Raw genomic sequence first — 25,086 nt, forward strand, 5'->3', positions numbered from 1 at the left:
TTCGAGGACTACAACAGCTCAATTGGCGTGGCTGGGCGAGGCTAGCTGTGAGGTGTCGTCGTCGCGGGTGCTGTCGTAGTGGGCGGTGTCGTAGTCGTCGTAGCGTATGGGGTGGTGGTGGCGGGCGGTGTGCCGGTGATCGACGGGTTGTTGGTGGTGGGGATCGGGAGCTCCAGTTTGAGACCGCCGCTATTGAGGTACAACAGCGCGGCTACCTTGATGAACTCGGTCAATTGGAAGTAGATCGCGTCGACACCAGGGACGATCCTGCCGAGTTGGTAGAGCTGGACGAACGGCCCCCACAACGTCGCGAAGATGCCGTCCCAGATCCCGTCGGTCTTCAGATTGAGCCATTTGGCTACCTGGGCACCGAGCACGAACTTGGTGAACGAGGCGAGCATCGGCTTGGTGATAAAACTGGTAGCAGCCAGTACCGGCCCGATGGTGAGGAGGTGGTCGGCGATCTTGGTGCCCTCGGGCGTGGGGCCCAGAACCGGGTCCAGCACCTGCTTGGACTGAGCGTTCGCGGAGTCCCACGTCGCGGGGATGTACTGGTCCTGTACGCCGAGCAGGTGCGCGGTCACCTGCCATGAGTGCAGCAAGCCGGCCGACTGGGCGTCGGTTACGGGTACCTTCCAGGCCTTCAGCTTCTGCATGATGGTGGTCGGTAGGCTGTGCCAGGTGACCAGGATGTCGTTCTGACTGATCGGAATCTTGGGAGACTCGGTCGCCACCTGCAGCCACGGCGCCGATGTGGGCAGCAGGTGCCGCACCGCCGCGTGCACCATGCGCGTCTTGACGCAGGTCACGATCAGATGACCGTTGGGCCCGAACGGCTGCTGGGCCATGAGGTCGTAGCCGAGCTTGGCGGTCTTGGCGATGCGATCCTGGAGATCAGCGCCGCCCTTGGAGTAGTACACGGCGCGTGACTCGTGCGGGATCACGGTCGCCAACAGGCCGGCCCCGAACCCGTAAGCGGTGCCGATGAACGGGCCCTGCTTGGAGTTGAAGTCGTCCGCCGCAGTCAGTTTCGACTGATCGGTCCAGGCCGGCAACTGGCGCGCCTGCTCGATGAAGGCGGTCAGATTCGGGGGCAGGCCCGACGGCGTGGGCTGGTTGTTGGTGGTCCAGGTAGCCAGGATCTTGTTGATCGCGGGCACCTGGCCGCTCTCGAGGATCTCGGCTATGACCTGGTCGGCTGCCGGATCCCACACGGTCATCGGATCGACCCCGTCGCCGGAGCCGGCGACCGAGCCGCTGGCCGACCAGCTCCACGCCTGCGCTCGTGGCGGGGCGGTGAACAACGACAGGGACAGCGCCCCGATCCCCGCCAGCATCCCGCCGGCCTTCAATGCGTCACGTCTGTTCAGGTTGTTCATCGACTCACGTCCTCAGTAATTGCAGTGCAGCCGCTGCAGTGATACGCAGAGGCAAGTGCCGTACCTTTTTATCATCGGGCGAGAGCGATCAGAACCGCGTTATAAGTACTCTGGGTCAATTCACAGTGCCCCCAACCAATTCCGGTGTGCATCTTCGGAGACCACCTCGTCTGTTCCAGTGCCGCGTCAGATCTTCCCGAAAATAGCCCCATGCCAGCATCTTCGAGGTCTATATTGCGTTGGATGCATGAAACATGCATTAGGCCGTGTTCAAGAATTGGCCGGTACCGAGCCAGATATTGATCGCAGCGATGTGAACAGTGGCCAGATAACGGACGGCGAGTTTGTCGTATCGGGTGGCCACGGCACGATCCCGCCATGGTGCACCGACCCTTGTCCGCCAACGGATCCCATCGATGAGCTGCCGTTTCATCCACTTCGGCGGGCGCCCGGACTTCTTACCGACAGGCAAAACAGGCTCGAGCGCCGCCCATTGCTCATCGATGAGGTCCGCGCGCGTCGATGCCACTACGCTAAACAAACTATCTACCGGAGACCTCGCCCATCTCCCGGCATCGACACGACAAACCCCAAGGGCTACAGGCGATTAAACGTCCACCGTGGCGGCATCAACCCACTTATTGAACACGGCCTAGACGATCCGAAAACCCCACCGGTTCGCGCTAGCCGAGTCCGGACAGACCTGTCCAGAACAGGGCAACGGTGGTGTCGACTGCGTCGATCTTGGGGATCGGGCGACCGGCGTCGAACCAGTAGCGCGCCGCCAGATGGCTGGCACCGACGAGACCGAATGCGCAGGCCCGGGCGCGGTAGTGATCCATCCCCGCCGCGTCGAGTTCCGCACCGACAAGTGCGGCGCACTCGGTCATCGCGACACGCACCCGACCCTCGACGCTCGGCTCACTCGGAACCGGGGTGTCGAAGACGAGTGTGTATCCCGCGCCGTCGTCTTCGTCGACGAAGTCGAAATAGGCTGATACCACGCGCCGGACCTTGTTCTCGTACCCCGTGGTCGTGCGGAGCGCGTGACGGATCCCATCGGTCATGTGGTCCAGATAGCGTTGCAGCACAGTGGAATACAGGTCCACCTTGCCCATGAAGTGGTCGTAGAGCACCGGTTTGCTCACCTGCGCCCTGATGCTGATCTCTTCCATGCTGGCGCCATGGAAACCGTGATTCACGAAGACGTCACGCGCGGCGTCGATGACGACCTCGCGGCGACCCGCACGGGCGACGCCGCGAGCTGCGCGGGCAGAGATGTGCATGTTCCCCACGTCGCCGCGCGTGGCGGTCATCGGGCAGTGCTCGATCTGTCCGCCCGAGTCGGCGACGGGCCGCCGATCACGCTCGCCACAGCTGGCCTCCCGACCGGGATACGACGATATTGGGGACGACGGCATTGGCGGACAGACGAGTGATGGCCAAAACCAGTTCCGCGATGTCGCCGGTGGTGAGCATCGCCGCACGGTCGAGCTCCTCGCGCTTCCACGCCGTCATATCGGTATCGACATAGCCGGGTGAGATGGCCGTCGCGCTGACACCGTTCGCGGACTCCTCCAGCGAGATGGTTTCGCAGAGGGACACCAAGGCTGCCTTCGAGGCCCCATAGGCGGCCAAGCCCGGCTCGCCGGCGACACCGGTGATCGAGGCCAGCGCAACGATCTTCGCGCCTGCGCCGGGGTTGTCCTTCGCCGTCTCGCGCAGCAATGGCAGGCAGTGCTGCACCAGGGTCAGCGGACCCCGGACGTTGATGTCGAACATACGGTTGTAGCTGGAGGCGCTCATGGTCGCTACCGGTCCGGCGGTGCCGGTACCCGCGCAGTGCACCAACACGTCGAGGCGACCGAACCGGTCGGCGTGGACATCGGCGAGCCGCTGTAGCTGCTCGGAATCGTTCATATTGGCGATCACGGTCACCACGTCGACACCGTGGTCGTGGCGCAGCTGTTCAGCAGTGCTGTCCAGCACGGCTTTGTCGCGGGCGGCGAGCGTGAGATCGTAGCCGAGTTCGGCCAGGCGCCGCGCGACCTCGGCGCCGATCCCGCGCGAGCCGCCGGTGATCAGGGCGCATCGTCGATTCGTCATCAATGCGCCGATCCCGCGCCGGGGGACGCCACGATCGTCGAGCGGGAACGATCGACCAGCACACCGGCACGCAGGGGAGCCGGGCGCACGTGCGACAGTCCCCCACCGAACTTCCCCTCATCGGGCGGTGTTCGAATCACGTCGACGATGACAGCGGACATCTTTGACTCTCCTCGCGCGTCGTCGCCGACGGTCGGCGACAACGTCCGCAAGTTAATCATGATTCTATTCGGATCGGAACGGTGCTTGTGCGCCGAAAGCGAGACGCATCGTCGAGTCTACGGCACTATGTTATTACCTGTTCCCAGCTAGAGACCTGTCGTCGCGGGCCGAAATCGCCGCTCGCCCGCAGATCGGCCATGGTGACGCGGCGATTTCGGTCCGCCGCGCTCGGCATGCGCCTCTTACAGCGGTGTTTGCGAATCAAAATCGGCTACAGACGACGAGATTCTGCACGCGACGGCCTAGGCGAGCGATCCAGTACTCCCCGACCCTTCTGGCTAAGTTACTGACCATACTTCAAGCGATGATCGGAGCAGCGGGTCGCCGGTTCGACCGCCCTCCCGCGTGCGCGCCCCCGCCGAAAGGTCGGGAATTACGCAGGTCAGAGCCTTCTTTCGGGAGATCCGTACTGTGTCACGCCTGTCGAATCCGCGTGACTGCACGGCGCAAGTCCGCAGAACGTGGACACCGCGCCGACCGTCTGTTAAGTTACTGCACATTCTAGGCCATCCCGGCGAGGCACATCGAGTGCTCCCGAGCTGGCCTGGAGGTCTGATTGTGCTCAATGAGGAGTCATGTCATGGATAGTCTCAATAGGCGTAACGCGCTGAAGGCCGGCGGAATGCTCGGCGTCGCAGGCGCTATCGGATTGGGTGCGACCGCACGGGCCGATCCGTGGACGTGGTCGCCAGAAGGATCGATAGCCGGATCCGGAGCCGGTGTCGACCCGTTGACGGTATGGGATCCCGAAGCCGACGAACTCGTCGCCGGACTCATCGATCGCGGCGAAGTCCCCAAGATCAACGAGCTGTTGCGGACCTGGACCAGGAACGGTCAGGCACTGCCTGCCGGTTTGCCCACGGAGTTGCGCGACTTCATGGAGTACGCCCGCCGACTGCCGCAGTGGACCGATCAAGGCAAGTTGGATACCGCGATCGCGTTCAACAAGAAGCGCGGACTGTATCTCGGTGTCCTCTACGGGTTCGCCAGCGGCATGATGAGCACCGTCATCCCGAAAGAGGCACGGTCGGTCTACTACTCCAAGGGCGGCCACGACCTCAAAGACCGCATTACCAAGACCGCGAAACTCGGTTATGACATCGGTAGCGCGAATGCCTACACCCCTGACGGGGAAATGATCGTCACCTGCGTCAAAACCCGGCTGGTGCACGCGGCAGTGCGTCATCTGCTGCCGCAGTCCCCGCACTGGGTGCACTCCGCGGAGGAGGACATCCCGATCAGCCAGAACGACATCATGGTCACCTGGCACAGCCTGCCGACTACCGTGATGAAGCACCTCAACTCGTGGAAGGTGCCGATCCCGGCACACGAATCGGACGCGTTCCTGCACTCCTGGCAGGTCGCCGCGCACCTGCTGGGTGTCCGCGACGAATACATCCCCAAGTCATGGCCCGACGCCAATTCCCAAGCGTCGCAGATCCTCGATCCCATCCTCGCGCCGACGCCGGAAGGCGCCAAGCTGGCCGATCGGCTCCTCAGCCTGGGCGCCAACATCGATCTGTCGATTCTGAGCAAGCCGGTACTCGGCGCGTTCACCCGTTTCCTGCTCGGCGACAAGATCGCCGACGGGCTCGCGATTCCGAGGGAACCGGTCTGGGATCCCCTGCTCCAGGTCGCTTGGGGTCCGTTCATCGCCGTGCGCGAGGGCCTGCTCACCGTGGTCCCGCCGCTCGAGGATCCCTACTGGCTCCTCGACGAATTCCTGCGCAAGGCCGCCCTGATCTATCTGGCCGAACTGCGCCTGCCGATCAGCATCGAACTCCCGATGATGAACCGCGACATGAGCAAGCCGCCGCGCTGACCCGTCGGCGAAGTTCTCCCACGAACCCCATTTCCAGGGAGTTCCCACTCCCCAGCAAGGAGCATGAAATGCGCAACACCCTTCGTATCGCCGCAGCCTCGGTCGCAGTAGCCGGCCTCGTCGGAGCCGCGGCGGGCACGGCAGTAGCCGCACCCTCGACAGGCTCATCGGGAGCCGATGCCGGCTCGGCCGCGGCGAACTCGGCCGCGGTACTGGCCGGGCAAGGTGACATCATCGGATTGATCGTCCTGCTCGGCGTCACTCCGTTTCAGATCCTGACCGGTGGCATCTGTGATGTGGCGACATTGACAGGTTCGGCGAGCCCGTGCACGCCGGGAGCCAAGCACTACTGAAAGGCTCTTGTCTCGAATTGCGCGACAGTGCAGTCGAACGCACAGATTCAATGCCTTGGACGCCGAAACCGGTAGCTGCGTCCGGAGTTCGCGAGGTGCTCGACTACTTCGGGAAGTGCCCGTCCTGCGGCTATCCGGCGCGGGCCAGTACACACACCGTCTATTACAGCGACGGATCGACCACCGCGATGGTAACCGGCACGTGCGAGTCGCCCTGCGGTTGGTCCGGTCCGGTCGCCCTCACCACAATGACTGATCGCCGTCGGTTCGATCAGCAGGATTGACGGCACACCAACGACGATGCCGTGGAAAACCGGTTCGGCGCATCGGGCGTGAGCACCACTCCCGATGCGCCGAATCAGTTAGCTCCCACCATGATCCGGACCCTTCTCCGGCGGGCAGCCTCGTCGGCCGCGCCGCACGCCCGCCGAGACGCGCAGGCAATGTTGCCCGATGTCGCGGCACCGCAATGTAGTCGGACTACGCTGACCGCCATTGCCGCCCATCGATGCATTGAGGGGATCAAGCGTGACCAGCAGCGAATTCGCGTACACCGGGTGCGACAACCTGGAGGCGATGACCGAAGCGGTCAACTACAACAAGTTTCTGATCGACTGCGTGGATAAACATGTCACGTCGCCAGATCTACGCATACTCGACTTCGGCGCTGGTAGAGGCACCTATGCCGATATGTTGGCCGAGCGTGGGATCATCCCGGATTGTCTCGAACCCGACGCCGAGTTGCAGAAATTGCTGCTGTCGAAGGGCTACAAGGTCGTCGATTGCGAGGCCGAGCCGTCCGAATCCGAACTGTACAGTCTCATCTATTCTTTCAACGTTTTCGAGCACATCAAGAACGACCAGGAAGCGTCGGAACACCTCACCTCGCTGTTGCGGCCGGGAGGGACGCTGGTGATCTATGTGCCGGCGCTCGAGATGCTGTTCACGTCCATGGACACGAAGGTCGGGCACTACCGTCGTTACCGCCGGACCCAGCTCAATCGCATACTGCGCAACGCCGGGCTGGAGATCGTGGAGTCGCGTTACTGCGACCCGATCGGCTTCTTCGCCACCTTGGCGTACAAATTCGCGGGCAGCGACGACGGCACGATCAACACGCGGGCGCTGAAGCTCTACGACCGGGTGGTGTTCCCGCTCAGCAAGCTCCTGCAGGTCGTCACCGGCAAGCTCTTCGGAAAGAACATCCTGGTCGTCGCCACGAAGGCCTGACCGTCGCCCTCGTCGCCCCGGCAGTGGCGACGAGGGTCGACGCGGTCGGCTCAGTTGGTCCGGCTGCCGAGCGACTGTGCCAGGAAAGGCCAGGAGGATCGCAGGTCGTCTTCCCAGTATCCCCACGAGTGTGTGCCGACAGGACGCTCGTCCAGCGTGACCGGAATGTTCAACTCGCGCAGTCGGGTGGCGAGGTTCACGGTGCAGAAGTGCACTGCTGCTTCGATGGGGCCGCCGAACGCGATCTGAACGGGGAGCGGGATCCTGCCGTCCTGGACACGGGGGTCGGCCGGTGTGTCGTGGGGTGCGCCGGGGATGCCGGTGCCGGTGCTCAGATAGACCTCGGTGCCTCGTAGTCCTTCCGCGTTGACGAGCGGATCGTTGGCTCGCCACAGCGGGCCGTTGCGTGGTCCCCACATATTCTCGATGCTCTGGCCGCCGCCCCAGTTCTCCACCGTGATCTTGACGAACTCCTGGCCGATGGGGTCCGACGTCTGCGCGCACCCGCTGTAGGAGGCCACGCTGTTCCAGAAGCCGGGCTTGGCGATCGCCAGATTCAGCACCGATGTGCCGCTCATCGACACACCGACCACAGTGCGGTTTCCGTCGGCGCGCAGGAACCCCTCGATGACCGAGGGCAACTCTTCGTTGAGGAACGTCTGCCATTTGTTGCGACCGAGCACGGCGTCGTCGCGCACCCAGTCGGTGTAGTAGGAGCTGGCGCCCCCGACCGGGGTCACGACGTTGACGTCCTTGTCTCGAAGGAAGCTCACGGCGTCGGTCTGCGCGTCCCAACCGCTCTGATTCGGGCCACCTTGGGAGCCGTTGAGCAGGTACATCGTCGGCCGCGGGTTCGCGGTGTCGGCAGCACGGATGACCTGCAACGGGATCGGTTTGTCCATCGCCGGAGAGAAGACGGTCACCAGTTGGCGCCTGTCGTCGATGTCGACCGCCGAGACCACCCGCGCGGCGTCGGGTGCGGCGACCGCGACATTCGCGGGCAGCGCCAGACCTGCCAGGGTCAGCGCGCTCACCAACGCCGCGTGCACCCTCGCCGTACGGATCGATCGCCGTGTTCTTCTCACTGACAAAACCTCTCGTCTACCGGGTGCACTGTCGAGGCAGTGCGGGTCACCCCACGGTCGACGTGAGGCATGTAGAGAGGTTCGGGCTGCCCCGGCCCGCGGTTTGGTGGAGGGCGGAAATTCTGCCGATCCGGGTACGGCGATCAGCGGCTGAGGAACTCCTCGATCGCGGGCCAGGTCGTATCGGCTGCCGACACCATGCTCAGGTGACCGCCGCTGACCTCGACGAATTCCACCTCGGCGGCGTTGGGCAGCACCTCGAGGCCGCGGCGCACCGAGGCCGCGGGCACCACCACATCGCTGCGGCTGCCTGCCAGCAATACCCGGCAGGTGACCTTCGACAGCTCGATCACCAGGTCCGACCGCAATCGGATCGAACCGCTCGCGAGTTCGTTGCGCAGCACCAGGCTGCGGTAGATCTGCCAGTACGAGCGGCCGGGGTAGCCGGGCATGGTGGCCATGAATCGGTCGGTCGCCTCCATCTTGGCCAGCGCCTCGGCGTCGAAGGCGTTGCGGGCCAGGTATATCGGTTTGGCGAGCTCGCGGTCGAAAGCCTGGATCCGGAAGCCCAGCCGCACGAATTCCCGCGGGATGCCGCCCATGACCTTCGTCGCCACGGCCATCTCCCGACCACCGGTGACCTTGGCGACCAGGCGCAGCGGGATCAGGAACGCGGTGCGGGCCTGGTCGATCGGTGCAGCCAGGCAGGTGATCGAGGCGATCGGCAGGTCGGCATGGGAGGCCGCCGTCAGCAGGGCCAGCACACCGCCCAGCGACCAGCCGATGATGTCCACGCCGCGGCCGTCGTGCGCTTCGGAGACTCGCGAGATCGCCTCGGGCAGGATGTCGTCGGTCCAGTCCTCGAGACCGAGATCGCGATCGGCATAACCGAATTCGCCGTAGTCGATGACGTAGGGCTGCCTGCCCTGGTCGAGCAGATAGCGCACCAGACTCTGTCCCGGACGCAGGTCGAAGCACGCTGTGGTCACCGCGAGCGGCGGCACGAGCAGCACCGGATTACCCTTCGCCGACGTGGCGCGGTCGTAGCGTTTCAGGTGGCGGTGCGCCCCGTCGTACACCGTCGTCGACGGTGCGGGGCGGTAGGACTCGAGTCCACCACCGAACGACACCGACCACACATTGCGCACCGCGCGCGGCAGCTCGGCAACGATCCCCATCGGTAAACCCCTTACCTCACCAGTCACTGCCTGTCGGCAGACCCACAATCTTCATATCTTACCAGTGAGTAAGTTCTTGCTTCATGCTGCGCGATGAGCCCTGCTCGCCGTGCGTTCCGTGCCGTAACCGGCCGTCGAGGCCGTGATGGGGCGCCCGAACAGGACCCGCAGCGCGGCGAGCGCGAGGGCGCCCAGACCCCGACGACCCGCGGGGAGCGCGAGCACACTGCGCACCGTGCGGGTTTGCGACGGCGTCACCGCTACTCCGGCGAACCGGTCGTTGAGCCAGTTCAGGCTCAACGGTGTCGACAGCGGAAGCAGGGTGAGGTGTTCGCTGGCCCGGTCACGCAGGTAGGTCACGTGCGCGCCGTGCTCGCGATAGCGCTGCACGAGCGCGTCGATATCGGCCACCGAGATGATCTGGTCGTGCACGGCCTGCACGACCAGCAGCGGCACCGCGGGCGCCCGGTCGCCGAGCGTGAGATCGGCGAAGACGGCCAGCATCGCTTCCATCGCGAGGAGCTCGGCGATGGGGGTACCGCTGTGTCGGTCGACGTTGTAGCGAGCCAGCCGCATCACCGCGGCGGCGGTCGTCGACTGGGCGGCCTTGTCGAGCACCGCGCGACCTTCGTCGCTGAAATGGGTGGTGACGAGCTCCTCGAACGCCGGATACACCCGGCGCAGCGCGGCGACGACGAGTGTCGGCAGTCCGGCGTGCAGGCCGCCGTTGAGTCGATGGAAGGTCGAGACCAGATCGCCCACCGGGGAACCGAGCACCGCACCGACGATGTCGAGTTCGGGGGCGTAGGTCGGCGCCATTTCCGCGGCCCATGCCGTGGCCAGCCCGCCGCCGGAGTAGCCCCACAGGCCGACCTGCGCCGACGGGTCGAGCCCGCCGGGTTCGAAGGCCAGCGCGGCGCGGATGCCGTCGAGGGCGCGGTAGCCCGGTTCGCGTGGCGCTCCCCACGCGCCGAGCATGCCCTCGTGATCCGGGATCGAGATCGCCCAGCCCTTGGACAGCGCGTCGACGAAACACAGGAGCTCCACGTGCGCGAACGTGCCGATGGCGCGGGAGCCGCGCTGCAACGAATAGGAGGGAAAAGCGCGCGGCGAGATGGCGTCGATCGCGCACTGGAAAGACAGCAGGGGCGCACCGGGTGCGACACCGCCGACCGGCGCCACCACAGTGGTGACGGATGCCTCGGGCACGCCGTTGAGATCGGTCGTGCGATACAGCAGCTGCCACGCCTCGACCTTCAGCCCGATCAGACCGAACGCGGCGAGTTCGACCGGTCGCGAACGCAGGATCGTGCCCTCGGCGAGGCTCTCGAATCCGGGCCGGGGCGCGAAGAACGGATCCTTGTCCGGGAGCACGGCCTTCGTGGGCGCCGGCCAGCTTTCGGGCCTCATGCGAGCCTGCGCGCGGGCTCGCTGCGGTAGCGCGATACCGGTCCGTCGATGCCGAGCAGCCGCCACACCCGTTTGGCGACCGGGTTCATCAGGCCGATGTCGGTGGCCAGCGCGCGCACATCGGTGAACACGTCACGCTTGATGTGTCGGGATCCGGGGCTGCGCCAGTACGCGTCTCGCATCACCTCGTCGGGAATGCCGAACTTGTCGACGAACTGCTTCGGCGGGGTCGCGATCATCGCCAGCATCACCCGCATCGTGATCGGGAAGGCCACCGACAGCACGGTTTTCGATACCGGGTTCATCGAAGGCACGTTGCGGTGCAGATACTCGTGCGCGAACGAGATGTGCCTGGCCTCCTCGGCCACGTGGATCTCCATCACCCGATGGACCATCGGATGCAGGTCGGTGCCGCTGCGCAGCAGCGCCTTCTGCAGATGATCGATCGGCTCCTCGCCACCGAGGACCATCGTGAAGAAGAACCCGGGAAAGAACTTCACCGCGGGCGAGATGACCAAGGCGAGTGTGCGATCGACGGGGCCCATGCCCACCACATCGCGATAGCCGATGCGGTTGATCATCTCCTGGAACATCATCGTGTGGTTGCACTCTTCGGCGGCCTCGTGCGTGACGTAGCGGAATTCCGGGTCACCGTTGGGTACCGAGGTCAGGTACTGCATCAGCCCGCGGATCAGCAGCTGCTCGAAGTCGATGCCGACCTTGGCGATCCCGGCCTGGCGCCACAGACCCATCGCGATCTGCCGTTCGACCGGCTGCGCCTTGTACCAGGGGTGACGGCCCAGCGGGTCTTCCTCGGGCATGATCCAGCGCGGGTCGTCGGAGTGCACGGCGAACTCGGGCGAGTCCCAGTCGATATCGACGTAGGGATCGAAGTGTTTGGTCACCGAGCCTTCGGACAGGCTCTGCAGGACCTCGTGGTAGCTGGACAGCGTCATCGGTGTCTCCTCGGTACGATTCCACTTCCCACTTTAGTGGTACCAGCGGTACCATACAAGGGTTGACGCTACCGCGTGTTACATCTAATTCTCCGCCGTCAGTTCGGCGATCGACGTCTGCGGATCGAGGGTGACGCCGACCTCGCGCAGACTGGCGTCGATGATCGCCCAGATCGCGACCTGCAGGTAGGACGACAGTTCGGCGGCGTCCATCGGCTGCATCGACCGGCTCAGCCACCGGTTGACGCTGCCGTCGACGAAGCTGACCAGGCCGAAGGCCATCGGTTCGGCGACTGCCTCCGGCGCGGACTGTGCCCGCAATGCGCTCGCGAACACCTCGCGCACGGTCCCCGCGATGGCGATCTTGGTCCCGGACACGATCGGTGAGTTGTGATCCTTGCTGGCACCGGATCCGGCCCCGAGGAAGTAGTGCAGACGCGGGTTGGTCGCGATCCAGCCCACATAGGCGTCGACGGAGCGCGCGATCGCCTCGGTGACGGTGCCCTCGGGATTCAGGGTGGGCGCGAGTACCGCCATCAAGTCGTCGATGATGCGGGTGCGCAGCTGTTCGTCGAGGTCTTGGCGGTCCTTGAACAGGCGATACAGGACCGAGCGAGGGACGCCGGCGAGGTCGGCGATCTCCTGGACGCCGACCGAGGCGCCCTGCGACTGCACGGCCTCGAGGGCGGCGGCGAGGATCAGTTCACGGCGGTCGGCGCGGTGGCGGTCCCAGCGGCTGGCTCTACCGTCGGTGCGCTGTGCGGTCACTTTCCTCCTGTTCTTTTGGAGCGCTGGCGCGCTCGAGTCGGGGCCCTTCGGGCCCCCGATCTTCCCTCCCTCCGGGTACTCCTTCGTCGCACCCTCCACTCAGTCCAGATCGGGGCCGGAGGGGCCGTTACCGAATACAACGACGAACTGTAGTGCAGCGGGTCGAGCCATATGGCACCGGTGATCGGTGGTTGTCAGGCGATCGCTCCGGCGCGGCGCAGACGGTCGGTCTCGTCGTCGCTGTAGCCGAGCTCGCGCAATACCGCGCCGGTGTCGGCGCCGGTGGCGCTGCCCGGGCGCGGCACCGGTGCGGGGGTGCGCCCGAACCGGGGGGCGGGTGCGGGTTGCCTGATGCCGCCGACCTCGACGAAGGCGTCACGGGCTTTGTTGTGCGGGTGCTCGTGGGCGTGCCACGGCGACAGCACCGGCGACACGCAGGCATCCGAGTCCGCGAACACCGCGGCCCACTCGTCGCGCGACTTGGTGGCGAACACCTCGGCCAGCGCCGCGCGTAGTTCCTCGGCGCTGTCGAGGTCGTACTGCGCGGGCAACTCGGCCGACGCCAAGCCGAGTCGGTCGAGCAGTTCGGCGTAGAAGTGCGGCTCGACGGCGCCGACCGCGACATATCCGCCGTCGGCGCAGCGATAGGTGTCGTAGTAGGCGCCGCCGCCGTCGAGCAGGTTCTCGCCCCGTTCGCCTTCCCACAGACCCGCGGCGTGCATGCCGTGCACGAACGCCGTCAACAGGGCCGCGCCGTCGACCATCGCGGCGTCGACCACCTGGCCGAGGCCCGATCGCGTCCGTTCCTGCAGCGCGGCGAGCACACCGACGACGAGCAGCATTCCGCCGCCGCCGAAGTCGCCGAGCAGGTTCACCGGCGGAGTCGGATTCTGTCCGGCCCGGCCGAGCAGATCCAGCGCGCCGGCGACACCGATGTAGTTGATGTCGTGACCGGCGGCGTCGGCCAGCGGTCCGTCCTGGCCCCACCCGGTCATCCGGCCGTAGATCAGTCCGGGATTGCGGGCGGCGCAGTCGTCGGGCCCGATGCCCATGCGTTCGGCTACGCCCGGCCGGAACCCTTCGACGAGAATGTCGGCGGTTTCGGCCAGGCGAAGCACGATCTCCCGGCCCTCGGTCGATTTCAGGTCCACCGCGATGGAGGCGCGGCCGCGGTCGAGCACACCCGACGGGGCGAGCAGCCCCGCCGAGTCACCGACCCGATCCACGCGGATCACCTCGGCGCCGAGATCGGCCAGCACCATGCACGCGAAGGGACCCGGTGCGAGACTGGCGATCTCGATCACCCGCAGACCAGCGAGCGGTCCGCTCGTCCGAGAGCCGGGAGTACTCACCCGTTCACCGCCGCGTCCCGTGGCAGGCCGAGCATCCGTTCACCGATGACATTGAGCTGGACCTCGGTGGTGCCGCCGTAGATGGTGGTGGCACGGCCCGCGATCAGCTGTTCCATCGCGTGGTCGCTGCGCTCGCCGGGCACCGACACCACACCGGCGACGCCGAGTTCGGCGACGACGTACTCCGAAATCGCTTGTCCCAGCGCCATTCCCAGCAGTTTGCCGACGCTGGAGGTGGTGGACACGTCGATGCCGGACAGCTGCTTGAGCACCACCCGCGAACTGATCACGTCCACCGCGCGGCTCTCCGCCATGAGTTCGCCGAGCCGGTAGCGCGCCACCGGCGAGAGGTCGCGGCCGATCGCGAAACGCAGCAGGTCGGTGTCGGTGGCATAGGCCTCCATCTTCTGACTCAGCGCCACCCGCTCACCGGCGAGGGTCGTGCGGGCCACGTGCCAGCCGTCGTCGACCTCGCCGACCACGTTCTCGTCCGGAATGAACACCTCGTCGAGGAACACCTCGTTGAACAGTGCCGATCCGGTCATCTCCCGCAGCGGGCGCACCGTGATCCCGGGCGAGGACATATCGAGCACGAAGTAGGTGATGCCTTCGTGTTTGGGCTTGTCGGGGCTGGTGCGCGCGATCAGCATCGCCCAGTCGGAGAACTGCGCGACCGTGGTCCAGATCTTCTGTCCGCTCACCCGCCAGCCACCGTCGACCTTGGTGGCCTTGGTGGTCAGGCTCGCCAGATCCGAGCCCGCGCCCGGTTCGCTGAACAGCTGGCACCACACCAGTTCGCCGCGCAAAGTCGGCACGACCAGTTCTTGTTTCTGGCGGTCGTCCCCGTGCGGAACGATCGCGCCGACTGCCCAGGTGCCCATCAGCAGCTGGGGCATCTGGATGCCGGAGGCCTTGATCTCCTGCGCGATCACCACCTGCTCGAGCGGGGAGGCCGAGCGGCCGTAGGTGCGGGGCAGGTGCGGGAGGTTCCAGCCGCCGTCGCCGAGGGCGACGAGCTGGTCGTCCTCGTCGTCGATCGCCGCGATCTCGGCGAGTTCGGCCCGGACCGCGGCACGGATCTGTTCGGCCTCGGCGGGCAGTTCCAGCTCACTGGACAGGGTCAGCCCCGACAGCGCGTAACCGGCCACCGCCTCGGCACGTTCGTCGCGCGCACCGAGCTGACCACGCAACGCCAGGGCCCGCCGGTAGTACAGGTGCGCGTCGTGTTCCCAGGTGAAGCCGATGCCGCCGTGCACCTGGATGCACTCCTGGGCAACCTGTACCGCGGCGTCGGGAATGATCAGCGCGGCGACGGCCGCCGCGTAGTCGGCGGTGTCGTCGTCGCGATCGAGGGCGTACGCGGCGTCCCACAGCACGGCGCGCGCCTTCTCCAGCGCGATGCCCATCTGGGCGCACTTGTGTTTGACACCCTGGAACTGACCGATCGGCCGACCGAATTGCACCCGGGTCTTGGCGTATTCCGACGCGGTCGACACACACCACGACATCACGCCGACCGCCTCGGCGCCGAGCACCACCGCGGCCACCGAACGCACGCGCGTCGACGTCACATCGAGCACCGCATCGAACGAGACCGCGACCGAATCCGCGTGCAGGCGAGCCGAACCACGCAGCACGTCGATGCTGTCCTGCGCGCTGATCGTGAGATCGATGTTCTCGAAGACGACCCACCGCTGTTCGCCGGCCACAGTGACCGGCGCGATGACGACATCGGCCGACAGTGCCCCGAGTACGCCATCGGCCGTTCCGCTGACGGTCAACGTGCCATCGGTCAGCGTGCCGGTGAGGTTCGAGGTCAAGGCCACCGCACCGGTGCGCGATCCGTCCGCCAGCCCGGCGAGCCGTGCGGAGGCCGATTCCGACGTGCCCTCGGCGCGTGTGCCGGACGCGGCGGCCAGCACCGCACCGGCGAGAACCGTCGGGACGAACGGGCCGGTGTGCAGGCCACGTCCGAGTGGTTCGAGTGCGACGGCCAGGGTGAGCAGACCGGCCCCCTGACCGCCGAGGTCCTCGGCGATGTGCAGGCTCAGCAGATCCTGGGCGACGAGCGCGTCCCAGTACGGCAGTACTTTGCCCGAGTCGGTGGACTCGACCGCGGCACGAACGACATCGGCCGTGACGGTTCGCTCGACGAATCCGGCGACCGAGTCGGCGAGGGCCAGATGGTCCTCGCTGACGCCGACCCCGAGCTCATAACTGTTGCGCGCCATGGCTAATTGGTCTCTTTCAGCTGGGCGGCCACCTCGTCGATGGTCCACGGTCCGTCGGTTTCCACGGTGCGCACGTCGTGCCAACCGGCCAGTTCGACGATCGCACCGCCCTGCACGGCGAACACCTTGCCGGTGAGCGCGCAGTCGGCCGCGGCGAGGTGGGCGACCAGCGGGGAGATATTGGCCGGGGCGAACGCGTCGAACTCGCCCTCGGGCACCTCGGCGGCGAACAGCGCGCCCATACCGGGGGTCGCGAGGGTCAGTCGGGTGCGGGCGATCGGGGCGATCGCGTTGACGCGCACGCCGTAGCGTTCGAGCTCGTCGGCGGCGACCAGTGTCAGCGCGGCGATGCCTGCCTTGGCCGCACCGTAGTTGCCCTGACCGGCATTGGGCATGAACGTGCCGGAGGCCGACGCGGTGTTGATCACCGAGGCCGAGACCGGGGTACCGGCCTTGGACTGCGCCTTCCAGTACGCGGCGGCGTGATGCAGGGTGGCTGCGTGGCCCTTGAGGTGCACCGCGATGACCGAGTCCCACTGCGACTCGTCCATGCCCGCGATGAACGCGTCGCGCAGGATGCCCGCGTTGTTCACCACGATGTCGAGGGTGCCGTACTCGCTGATCGCCTGGTCGACCAGCGCTTTCGCGCCGTCCCAGGTGGCGATGTTGTCGGTGTTGGCGACCGCGGTTCCGCCGGCGGCGACGATCTCGTCGACCACCTGCTGGGCCGGGCCCGCGTCGGTGCCGGTGCCGTCGTTGGCGCCGCCGAGGTCATTGACCACGACCTTCGCGCCTTCGCGAGCGAACAGCAGCGCGTGTTCGCGGCCGATGCCGCGACCGGCACCGGTGATGACCGCGACGCGACCGTCGAGTTTTCCCATGAGTCTTGTCTCCTAGTTGATTTCGACGCGGCCGTCGGTGATCGCGATCTGGCCCGCGGCTTCGGTCTCGAAGGCGTAGGCCCGCACGCCGGGATCATCGGATTCGGTGGGCCAGAAGGTGCTGGTGATGTCCTGGCCGGGCAGCACCGGCTTGGCGAAACGCACGGCGAGCCTGCGCAGGCGCGCGGTGTCGCCGTCGGCGAGTTCGGTCAGCGCGGCCCACGAGGTGAACGCCATGGTGCACAGACCGTGGTTGATGATGCCGGGAAGCCCTGCCATGCGGGCGATCTCGTCGTCGAGGTGGATCGGCATCGGGTCACCCGAAGCCGGGGAATAGCGGAAGGTCTGGTCGTCGTCGATGTGGGCGGTGACCTTCGCGGACGGATCAGCGGCCCGGTCCTCGTCGGTGATCCGGTGTGCGGGCGCGAGTTCGCCTTCACCGGGGCCCGCGTCGACCTTGCGGAAGAACGCGGTCATCCACTGCTCGTTGACGAGTTCGCCTGCCGCGTCCCGGGTTTCGGCATAGATGACCACCGTCGAACCGTTGGGTCGGCCCACGTAGCCGATCGGCTTGGCCCGTACCACCAGCTCGTCACCGGCCCGGATCGGCCGATGGAAGAGGAAGTCCTGCTCGCCGTGGACCAGCTTCATCAGCAGCTCCACCGGCGCGACCGACAGCGCGGCCGGCGCCATCGAGGTGAAGACCGGCACCACCGCGAACACCGGCGGCGCGATCTCGCCCGACAGGTGCGCGGCGATCGGATCATTGGTCGCCGCGGCGTACTGCGCGATCCGCTCGGCGGTGACCGAGAATCGCTCCTCGTCGGTCCACTCCCCCAGGCCGGAGCCGTCGAAGACGACTCCGGCCGATTCCGAGGTGGTCATGCGGCCGAGCCGACGAGCGCGGTGAACTTCTCCATCGACTCCTTCAGATCGGCTTCGGCGTGCTTGGCCACGGCCTTGCCGATCGGGCCCACGATCATCGCGCCCTTGAAGCTCGCGTCGAACGCGGCCTCCGAGCCCGTCTCGGTGGCCTCCACCTTCAGCGCGAATTCGATGGTGACACCGGCCATTCCGGCGCCGGTGATGCGCAGGAACGAGTTCGGGACGACCTCGGCGACGGTCCACTCGATCTTGTTGGCCATGTTCATCACCGACACGACCTCGGTGAAACGCGAGCCCGCGGCGAGCTCGGCGGGCAGATCGCCGCGCCAGCCCTGGTGGATGGTCAGCCATTCCTCCCAGTTGGCGAGATCGCTCAGACGGGCCCACGCCAGCTCGGGGGCGACGGGAAGTGCGGTGGAAACGGATACAGATGCCATGGGTTTTCTCCTGGTGTGATTCGGTGGAAGAAGTTCAGCGGACGGCGGGGCGATAGGCGGTCACCACGACCGCGCCACCGAGACCGATGTTGTGTTGCAGGGCGATACGCGCGTCCGCGACCTGACGGGCGTCGGCGTCGCCGCGCAGCTGCCAGGTGAGTTCGCTGCACTGGGCCAGCCCGGTCGCCCCGAGGGGATGTCCCTTGGAGATCAGACCGCCCGACGGGTTGACGACCCACTGGCCGCCGTAGGTGGTGGCGTTGTCGTCGACGAGCCGACCGCCCTCACCCGGTGCGCACAGGCCGAGGGCCTCGTAGGTCAGCAGTTCGTTGGTGGAGAAGCAGTCGTGCAGTTCGATGACGTCGATGTCAGCGGGGCCGATCCCGGCCTGCTCGTAGACCTTGCGCGCCGCGGTGCGCGACATGTCGGCGCCGACGAGGTTGATCGCGCTGTTGGTGGAGAAGGTGGTCTGCAGGTCGGTGACCATGGCCTGCCCGACGATCTCGACCGCGCGGTCGGCCAGATTGTGCCGGTCGACGAAGTCCTCGTTGGCCAGGATCACGGCGCCGGAGCCGTCGGAGGTCGGCGAGCACTGCAGCTTGGTGAGCGGACCGTAGATCTGCTTGGCGTCCAGCACTTCTTCCAGGCTGTATTCCTTCTGGAACTGCGCGTACGGGTTGTTCACCGAGTGCTTGTGGTTCTTGACGCCGATCTTGGCGAACTGCTCGGCAGTGGTGCCGTAGAGCTCCATGTGCTCCTTGCCCGCGGCGCCGAACATGTACGGCGCGGGTGGCATGGCGAACTCCTGCAGTTCGGCCAGCGCCAGCAGGTGCTTCATCATCGGCTGCTCACGGTCGTCGTAGGTCGAACCGAGGGAGCCCTTCTGCATCTTCTCGAAGCCCAGTGCGAGCGTGCACTCGGCGAGGCCGCCGCGAATCGCCTGCGCCGCGAGGTAGAGCGCGGTCGAACCGGTGGAACAGTTGTTATTGACGTTGATCACCGGAATGCCGGTCAGGCCCAGCTCGTAGACGGCGCGCTGGCCCGAGGTGGACTCGCCGTACACATAGCCGACGTAGGCCTGCTCGACCTGGGCGTAGTCGATACCGGCATCGGCGAGCGCCTTGGTCCCGGCCTCGCGGGCCATTTCCGGATAGTCCCACTCCAGCGAACCCGGCTTCTCGAACTTCGTCATGCCGACGCCGACGACGAACACCTTCTGTGTCATGTACGCACTCCCGTGTGCCGTGTGTCCCGGATACCTGAGACACGGTGTCCATGTAATTTATGTTGGACACGGCGTCCAGGTCAATACCCCGGGGAATACAGCTCGAACACGACAAGGGCCGCACCGGTGACGGTGCGGCCCTGGGGGTCATATCGGCTGAGTCAGCTCTGCTGGCCGAAACGGCGTGGTTTCTTCGCGCCCATGATGTCTGTCCACCACGATTGCAGCGGGCTCGGTTCGGGCCAGTGGACGGTCGGGTCTTCTTCCTCGGGGTCGGCGGGTGTCATGTCGGGCGGGTCGTCGTCGAGATCGCTGGTCATGCAGGGCTCTTCCTCGGATCGATCGACGGCGCCGCTGCGGCAGACGAGGGTAAGGAATGAGAGCCGGTGACTCGGGGCCGAGTGCGGCGACGACGCGTTGGTCGCCGCTGGTCACGGCCGACCTGTATGTGTTCAACCGTACACGGCGAGGGTGAACCGCCGGTATCAATTCACGAGCCCTACACCACAATGCGAGTCACGTTCTGCGGCAACCCCTTTGGTGCACTCGGCAATTCGCACTGCTAACGTGTCCGGCATCGCCGAAACGCCGGGCAGCGAGCCCGGAATCGACCGAACTCACGCGCGGTGCCGAATTGTGGTGCGGCGCAGCTCTCGTGAGGGCAGGGCGTCGGCGAGAAGTCTCGTCGGAGAGACCGGCGAGGACCCGGCCACCACGGCTCTTCGGTCGGTACAAACGACAAAGGAACCGATGACTCCGACGCTCGCGGTCTTCTTGTTCTCCCTAGCAACACTGGTCCTGCTCGGCGCGGTCGCTGTCGCGCTACAGGCCCTGCGCAACGAACGTCAGATCCGCCGCCGCCTGGTGGTGGCCGAGCGCGATCTCCACGCCAAAGACGCGGCGATGAAACAGCTGTCGCTCGCCCACGCCGAGGAACTGCGTGCGCGAGAACACGAGACAGTACTGGCCGAGCGGGCCGCCGATGAACGCACCGCCGCGCAGGTCGAGGCGGCACAGGAACAGACGCGCGCCCAGGTCTCCGCCGACGCGCGGTCCGCCACCAGCAACGCGGTCCGCGCCTTCGGCACCACCGTGGTGAGTCTCGGCGCCGACGTCGGCCAGGTCGTGAGCAACGCACTGCGGGAGAACCGCAACGACGAGGTCTACGCGACGCTGACCCGCATCGATCACACGGTCCAGCAGATGATCCGCCAGGCGCAGGCCTACGTCATCGTCTCCGGCGGGCTGCCCGGCAGGCGCTGGCCGCAGCAGACCGTCGGCGACGTGGTGGGCGGCGCCACCGGCCGCGTGCGCGACTATCTGCGCGTGCGCACGGGCAACTGCGATCTCGTGGTCATGAGCCGGGCGGTCGAACCGCTGGTGCACACGGTCGCGACCCTGCTCGACAACGCGCTGCGCTACTCGCCGCCGTCGTCGTTCGTCGACATCTCCTACCAGCAGGGCCACCATGGCGTCACCGTGATCATCGACGACGCGGGTGTGCGGATGAGCCGCGAACAGATGGAGGAGGCCCGCCAGGTGCTCTCGGGTGAGCGCGTCGTCGACATCAACGCGCTCGGCCCGTCCCCTCGGGTGGGGTTCCCCGGTGTCGCCGCGCTCGCGCGCCGCTACGGCTTCGCCGCCTATGTCGACGGGCCCAATATCTACGGCGGCACCAGGGCGATGGTGTTCGTTCCCGCCGCCCTGCTCGTCACGGCCACCGAGGCGCACCGCCCCAAGCATGCCGAGGCGCCCGAACCGGTAGCACCGCCACCACCCGTTTCCGAGATCAGCGCGTCGGCGCCCGAGCTGGACGTGGCCGAGCTCGACCGCACCACCGGCGGGCTGCCCAAACGCACGCGCCGCACCGTCGCCCCGGCCGACGAGCGCGTCGACACCGGCGAGGTACTGGCCCGCCCCGAGCTCGCGGCGGCCTGGCACAGCGGCTCCAGACACGGTCGCGCCGCGGCCGCACGCTCGACGAAAGGGCACGACAGCTGATGAGTACTCCGATCGCGAACAGCACCAACCGCCTCGCGTGGCTGCTGGACGACCTGGCTCTGGACGGCGTCCGCTTCGCGGTGTTGTTATCCGAGGACGGCCTACGCGTGGCGCACTCCGGCGCAATCTCCACCGATGACGCGGAGCGTTTCGCGGCCGCCGCGTGCGGGCTGCGTTCGCTGGGCAAGGTGCTCGGTGAGTTCTGTGGTGGACTCGCGAACACAGTGCGCCAGAACATGACCGAGTACGACGAGGGCATGGTCCTGATCACGGCCGCGGGCGCGGGTACCCTGCTCGGGGTCGCCACGACCGGCGATGTGGACCTCGCGCTCATCGCCCATCGCATGAACGAGCTGGCCGCCAGGGTCGGCCACGAACTCGGCGCGTCGCCGAGGCACCGATCCTCGACTCAGGAGTACTCGCTGTGACACTGGATGTTTCGCCGGACTCGCGCAGCGGCCAGGATCGGGTGCCACTGTACTCGCCGGAATTCGCGGCCGACCCGCAGAGCACCTACCGCGATATGCGGCAGCGCTTCGGTTCGCTGGTGCCGGTCGAGCTGGTGCCCGGGGTACCGGCCACCCTGGTGATCGGCTATCGCACCGCGGTGCAGATTCTCAACGATCCCGACCATTTTCCCGCCGACCCGAAGATGTGGCAGCGCGACATCCCCGCCGACTGCCCGGTGCTTCCGATGATGCGCTACCGCCCCAACGCGATTCGCACCGCGGGCGCGGAGCACACGCGCCACCGGCAGGTCACCGTCGCGGGTCTGGCGGGGGTCGACCTGTACCAGCTGCATCGCACCGTCGAGCAGATCGCGATGCCGGTGATCAACTCCTTCTGCGCCGACGGCAGCGCGGACCTGTTGAGCCAATACGCCTTTCCCGTCATCTTCGCCACCATCAACGCGATGCTCGGCGTGCCGGCCGACATCGGCGGGCGGGTCGCGACCGGAATGGCGCAGATGTTCGAGGGCGGCGACACCGCGGCCACCGGCACGCAGATGATGGAAGACGCGCTCTACGACCTGGTGCGGCTCAAGCAGAGCGAACCCGGCGACGATGTGACGACCCGGTTGGTGCAGCATCCGCAGCGGCTCACCGACGAAGAGTTGATGAACCAGGTGCTCACACTGTACGGCGCGGGGATCGAGCCGATGCTCAATCTGATTCTCAATACGGTGCGGCTGATGCTCACCGATCAGCGTTTCGCGGGCAGCCTGCTCGGCGGCAGCCTGTCCACGCGCGACGCTCTCGACGAGGTGCTCTACACCGACCCGCCGATGGCCAATTTCTGCACCACGTATCCGCGTCAGCCGATCCTGGTCGACGATGTGTGGCTGCCCGCGCATCAGCCGGTCGTCATCAGCATGGCCGCGTGCAACAACGATCCCGCGATCGGGACCGGCGATTTCCTCGACAACCGCGCGCATCTGGCGTGGAGCACCGGCCCGCACGGCTGCCCGGCGAAGTCCCCGGCCTATCTGATCGCCCAGGAGGCCATCGACCAGCTCCTCGACGCGTTGCCGGAACTCGAGCTGGCGGTCCCGGCGGAGGAATTGGTCTGGCGGCCAGGGCCTTTCCACCGGGCGTTGGCGGGCCTGCCGGTGATGTTCCCGAGCACCGCCCCCCTCGTGGTACCCGGACTCTGATCACCGTGCTCGGCCGACCGAACGGGTCGGCCGAGCACGTTCGACGCTATCCGCCGTGAATGTAGGCAGGCAGGTGGCGGTGACCGTTGGAGATGAAGCTGGGCACCGTGCCGAGGTCGGCCACGGGAGCAGCCAACCTGAGGTCGGTGAACCGTTCGAACAGGGCGGGCAGCGACACCAGGGCCTCCATGCGAGCCAGCGGCGCGCCGAGGCAGTGATGCGCCCCGTAGCCGAATGCCATGTGCGACTGCTTTTCCCGGTTGGGGTCGAACTCGTCGGCGGTCTCGCCGTGCAGCTTCGGATCGCGCGCGGCCGCGGCGTAGCTCGCCAGAATCGGGTCGCCCTTGGCGATCCGCACACCGTCGATGTCGATATCGTCCACCGCGAAACGCAACGGCAGGTGCGCGACCGGCGACTCGAATCGCAGCGTCTCCTCGACCAGGTCGGGCCAGGTGATCGTGCCCGCGCGCAGGCCGTCGAGCACATCGGGCCGGGTGAGCAGCGCGGTGATGGCCTGGTCGAGCAGATTCACGGTGGTCTCGTGACCCGCCGAGATCACCAGCAGCAGCGTGGCGACGAGCTCTTCCTCGGTGAGCTGGCCCTCGTCCTCGTCGCGCTGGACGATCAGCAGGCTGGTAATGTCGTCGCCGGGCTGCTCGCGCCGCAGCGCCACCAGTTCACCGAGGATCCGGTACATCTCCATGTAGTTGGCCTGCGACTGCTCCGGGGTGAGCGTGGTGTCGAAGATGCCGTCGACGCACGTGCGCAGGCCGGGGTTCAGTGACTCGGGCACGCCCATCAGTTCCGAGATCACCTGGATCGGCAGCGGGTAGGCGAACTGCTCGCGCAGGTCCACTGTCTGACCGGCTGGGGTCCGTGCCAGCTCGTCGAGCAGTTCGTTGGTGATGCGCTCGACCTGTGCGCGCATGGCCTCGGTGCGCCGCGCGGTGAAGGCGGGCGCCACCAGCTTGCGCAGCCTGCGGTGCTCGGTACCGTAGGCGGTGAACATGTTCGGCGCCGAAACCCACAGGTACAGAGGCCAGTCCGGGGGGATCTCACCGGCGACGAAGGCGGGCCAGTGCTGGCTCGCGTCCTTGGACACCCGGGGATCGACGAGCAGCTTCTCCAGCAGCGCGGCATCGGTGATCGACCATGCCTGCACCCCGCCCGGCAACTCGACCCTGGTGGCGGGACCGTGTGCCCTGATCTCGACGATCTCGCCCTGAATATCTTGCCCAGTCGGATCCATTACGACCCGATTCGTCACCGTTTCCACTGCGAAACCTCTCGATCACCGGTGCCCCGCGGACCCCGGTTCTCCGCGATCGCAACGAAACATCTTGCTGGACTAGACCTTACGGTCCGTTAGCGATGCTACCGGCCGAACGTGTCCGTCGCAGTGAACATTTGAAATGCCGGGCACGCGGTGAGTTCGAGGCTATCGTCGCTCCAGGAGGGGATACCCAGCGACCTGCGGCGGGGTCACTTGGGCACGAGCACCCCCGTCAGATCGGCTTCCCGGATGGGGGTGTCCGGGTTGGCCTGCGCCCCGCACATCAGATCGATGGCGGCGACGGACAGATCGATCTGGCTCGCATCCGGCTTCGCATCGTCACCACGCTCCTGTTCGAGGAACTTGGTCACCGTCGTCCGTCTGTCGTCCGAGCTCTGGGCGGTGTACTCGCTACAGGGGGTATCGCCGCCCTTGTTGACCGCCTTCTCCACCTGGTCACAACCGGTGCCGAGCAGGGTGATCGCCGCCGCGGTGAGCACGGTGGCCACAGCATTTCTGCGCAGTGTCGTCATGTGACGGCTTTACCCGATTTCCGCCGATGAACGCAGCCGAGGGATCGACGGATTGGACCGACCGTTTCGGCATGAATCTTGTACTGTCGCAAACAGATCAGATGC

Annotated in this window: 25 protein-coding genes; 6 read left to right on the top strand and 19 right to left on the bottom strand. The window is 66.5% G+C overall.

What is annotated here, in order from left to right:
* Positions 1–41: 41 nt before the first annotated feature.
* The 5 genes from ASD42_RS23420 to ASD42_RS34525 form a co-directional block, all read right to left on the bottom strand.
* Entirely contained in the window at positions 42–1,379 is a 1,338-nt protein-coding gene (locus tag ASD42_RS23420; RefSeq protein ID WP_084787269.1) for an oxygenase MpaB family protein, read from the bottom strand.
* A 259-nt stretch (positions 1,380–1,638) separates the two neighbouring features.
* Positions 1,639–1,908, bottom strand: a complete 270-nt coding sequence (locus ASD42_RS35385) for a transposase (protein WP_235569798.1) — start codon at positions 1,906–1,908, stop codon at positions 1,639–1,641.
* Positions 1,909–2,062: 154 nt separating this feature from the next.
* Positions 2,063–2,695: a TetR/AcrR family transcriptional regulator gene (locus ASD42_RS23425; RefSeq protein WP_056820589.1), complete on the bottom strand. Its 633-nt coding sequence runs from the start codon at positions 2,693–2,695 to the stop codon at positions 2,063–2,065.
* A gap of 46 nt (positions 2,696–2,741) precedes the next feature.
* Positions 2,742–3,485, bottom strand: coding sequence for an SDR family NAD(P)-dependent oxidoreductase (locus tag ASD42_RS23430; protein WP_056820591.1), 744 nt, complete (start codon positions 3,483–3,485; stop codon positions 2,742–2,744).
* Entirely contained in the window at positions 3,485–3,646 is a 162-nt protein-coding gene (locus ASD42_RS34525) for a hypothetical protein (protein ID WP_156677554.1), read from the bottom strand. The genes ASD42_RS23430 and ASD42_RS34525 overlap by 1 nt, the downstream gene beginning before the upstream one ends.
* A 641-nt stretch (positions 3,647–4,287) precedes the next feature.
* Between ASD42_RS34525 and ASD42_RS23435 the strand changes: the two genes are divergently transcribed.
* From ASD42_RS23435 to ASD42_RS23445, 3 genes are all read left to right on the top strand, one after another.
* Positions 4,288–5,529 carry an oxygenase MpaB family protein gene (locus ASD42_RS23435; protein WP_056820593.1) on the top strand — a complete coding sequence of 414 codons (1,242 nt, stop codon included), beginning with the start codon at positions 4,288–4,290 and terminating at the stop codon, positions 5,527–5,529.
* A 68-nt stretch (positions 5,530–5,597) separates the two neighbouring features.
* On the top strand, positions 5,598–5,882 hold the full coding sequence (locus ASD42_RS23440) for a hypothetical protein (protein ID WP_056820597.1): 285 nt from the start codon (positions 5,598–5,600) through the stop codon (positions 5,880–5,882).
* Positions 5,883–6,410: 528 nt separating this feature from the next.
* Positions 6,411–7,112 (top strand): class I SAM-dependent methyltransferase, encoded by a 702-nt coding sequence (locus tag ASD42_RS23445; protein ID WP_056820598.1) that lies wholly within the window; start codon positions 6,411–6,413, stop codon positions 7,110–7,112.
* Between the two features lie 50 nt (positions 7,113–7,162).
* On the opposite strand, the gene ASD42_RS23450 is transcribed toward ASD42_RS23445, so the two are convergent.
* From ASD42_RS23450 to ASD42_RS34530, 12 genes are all read right to left on the bottom strand, one after another.
* On the bottom strand, positions 7,163–8,197 hold the full coding sequence (locus tag ASD42_RS23450; RefSeq protein ID WP_235569799.1) for an alpha/beta hydrolase: 1,035 nt from the start codon (positions 8,195–8,197) through the stop codon (positions 7,163–7,165).
* Between the two features lie 143 nt (positions 8,198–8,340).
* Positions 8,341–9,375 carry an alpha/beta fold hydrolase gene (locus tag ASD42_RS23455; protein WP_056820603.1) on the bottom strand — a complete coding sequence of 345 codons (1,035 nt, stop codon included), beginning with the start codon at positions 9,373–9,375 and terminating at the stop codon, positions 8,341–8,343.
* A gap of 81 nt (positions 9,376–9,456) precedes the next feature.
* Complete coding sequence (locus ASD42_RS23460) at positions 9,457–10,785, bottom strand: lipase family protein (protein ID WP_056820606.1); 1,329 nt, start codon at positions 10,783–10,785, stop codon at positions 9,457–9,459.
* A complete protein-coding gene (locus tag ASD42_RS23465) occupies positions 10,782–11,741 on the bottom strand; it encodes an AurF N-oxygenase family protein (protein ID WP_056820609.1) in 960 nt (319 codons plus the stop codon). Before ASD42_RS23465 ends, ASD42_RS23460 begins: the two co-directional genes overlap by 4 nt.
* Positions 11,742–11,825: 84 nt before the next feature.
* Positions 11,826–12,509, bottom strand: a complete 684-nt coding sequence (locus ASD42_RS23470) for a TetR/AcrR family transcriptional regulator (RefSeq protein ID WP_056820612.1) — start codon at positions 12,507–12,509, stop codon at positions 11,826–11,828.
* A gap of 194 nt (positions 12,510–12,703) precedes the next feature.
* Positions 12,704–13,861: a CaiB/BaiF CoA transferase family protein gene (locus tag ASD42_RS23475; RefSeq protein ID WP_056820615.1), complete on the bottom strand. Its 1,158-nt coding sequence runs from the start codon at positions 13,859–13,861 to the stop codon at positions 12,704–12,706.
* On the bottom strand, positions 13,858–16,092 hold the full coding sequence (locus ASD42_RS23480; protein WP_056820618.1) for an acyl-CoA dehydrogenase: 2,235 nt from the start codon (positions 16,090–16,092) through the stop codon (positions 13,858–13,860). The genes ASD42_RS23475 and ASD42_RS23480 overlap by 4 nt, the downstream gene beginning before the upstream one ends.
* A gap of 2 nt (positions 16,093–16,094) precedes the next feature.
* On the bottom strand, positions 16,095–16,973 hold the full coding sequence (locus ASD42_RS23485) for an SDR family oxidoreductase (RefSeq protein WP_056820622.1): 879 nt from the start codon (positions 16,971–16,973) through the stop codon (positions 16,095–16,097).
* Between the two features lie 12 nt (positions 16,974–16,985).
* A complete protein-coding gene (locus tag ASD42_RS23490) occupies positions 16,986–17,858 on the bottom strand; it encodes a MaoC/PaaZ C-terminal domain-containing protein (protein WP_056820625.1) in 873 nt (290 codons plus the stop codon).
* Positions 17,855–18,295 (bottom strand): type II toxin-antitoxin system Rv0910 family toxin, encoded by a 441-nt coding sequence (locus ASD42_RS23495; protein ID WP_056820628.1) that lies wholly within the window; start codon positions 18,293–18,295, stop codon positions 17,855–17,857. Before ASD42_RS23495 ends, ASD42_RS23490 begins: the two co-directional genes overlap by 4 nt.
* A 34-nt stretch (positions 18,296–18,329) precedes the next feature.
* Complete coding sequence (locus ASD42_RS23500) at positions 18,330–19,520, bottom strand: lipid-transfer protein (RefSeq protein ID WP_056820631.1); 1,191 nt, start codon at positions 19,518–19,520, stop codon at positions 18,330–18,332.
* Between the two features lie 161 nt (positions 19,521–19,681).
* Positions 19,682–19,840: a hypothetical protein gene (locus tag ASD42_RS34530; protein ID WP_156677555.1), complete on the bottom strand. Its 159-nt coding sequence runs from the start codon at positions 19,838–19,840 to the stop codon at positions 19,682–19,684.
* Between the two features lie 430 nt (positions 19,841–20,270).
* Between ASD42_RS34530 and ASD42_RS23505 the strand changes: the two genes are divergently transcribed.
* From ASD42_RS23505 to ASD42_RS23515, 3 genes are read left to right on the top strand one after another with little or no spacing between them, the layout of a single operon-like run.
* Positions 20,271–21,521 (top strand): sensor histidine kinase, encoded by a 1,251-nt coding sequence (locus ASD42_RS23505; protein ID WP_056820633.1) that lies wholly within the window; start codon positions 20,271–20,273, stop codon positions 21,519–21,521.
* Positions 21,521–21,949, top strand: coding sequence for a roadblock/LC7 domain-containing protein (locus ASD42_RS23510; RefSeq protein ID WP_056820635.1), 429 nt, complete (start codon positions 21,521–21,523; stop codon positions 21,947–21,949). Before ASD42_RS23505 ends, ASD42_RS23510 begins: the two co-directional genes overlap by 1 nt.
* A gap of 2 nt (positions 21,950–21,951) precedes the next feature.
* Positions 21,952–23,175: a cytochrome P450 gene (locus tag ASD42_RS23515; protein WP_156677579.1), complete on the top strand. Its 1,224-nt coding sequence runs from the start codon at positions 21,952–21,954 to the stop codon at positions 23,173–23,175.
* A 46-nt stretch (positions 23,176–23,221) separates the two neighbouring features.
* On the opposite strand, the gene ASD42_RS23520 is transcribed toward ASD42_RS23515, so the two are convergent.
* Both ASD42_RS23520 and ASD42_RS23525 read right to left on the bottom strand, forming a co-directional pair.
* The gene (locus ASD42_RS23520) at positions 23,222–24,424 is read right to left on the bottom strand and encodes a cytochrome P450 family protein (RefSeq protein WP_056820638.1); all 1,203 of its coding nucleotides are present in this window, start codon (positions 24,422–24,424) and stop codon (positions 23,222–23,224) included.
* A gap of 233 nt (positions 24,425–24,657) precedes the next feature.
* Positions 24,658–24,981 (bottom strand): hypothetical protein, encoded by a 324-nt coding sequence (locus ASD42_RS23525; protein WP_056820640.1) that lies wholly within the window; start codon positions 24,979–24,981, stop codon positions 24,658–24,660.
* Between the last annotated feature and the right edge of the window lie 105 nt (positions 24,982–25,086).

Source organism: Nocardia sp. Root136 (assembly GCF_001427185.1).
GTDB classification, from domain to species: domain Bacteria; phylum Actinomycetota; class Actinomycetes; order Mycobacteriales; family Mycobacteriaceae; genus Nocardia; species Nocardia salmonicida.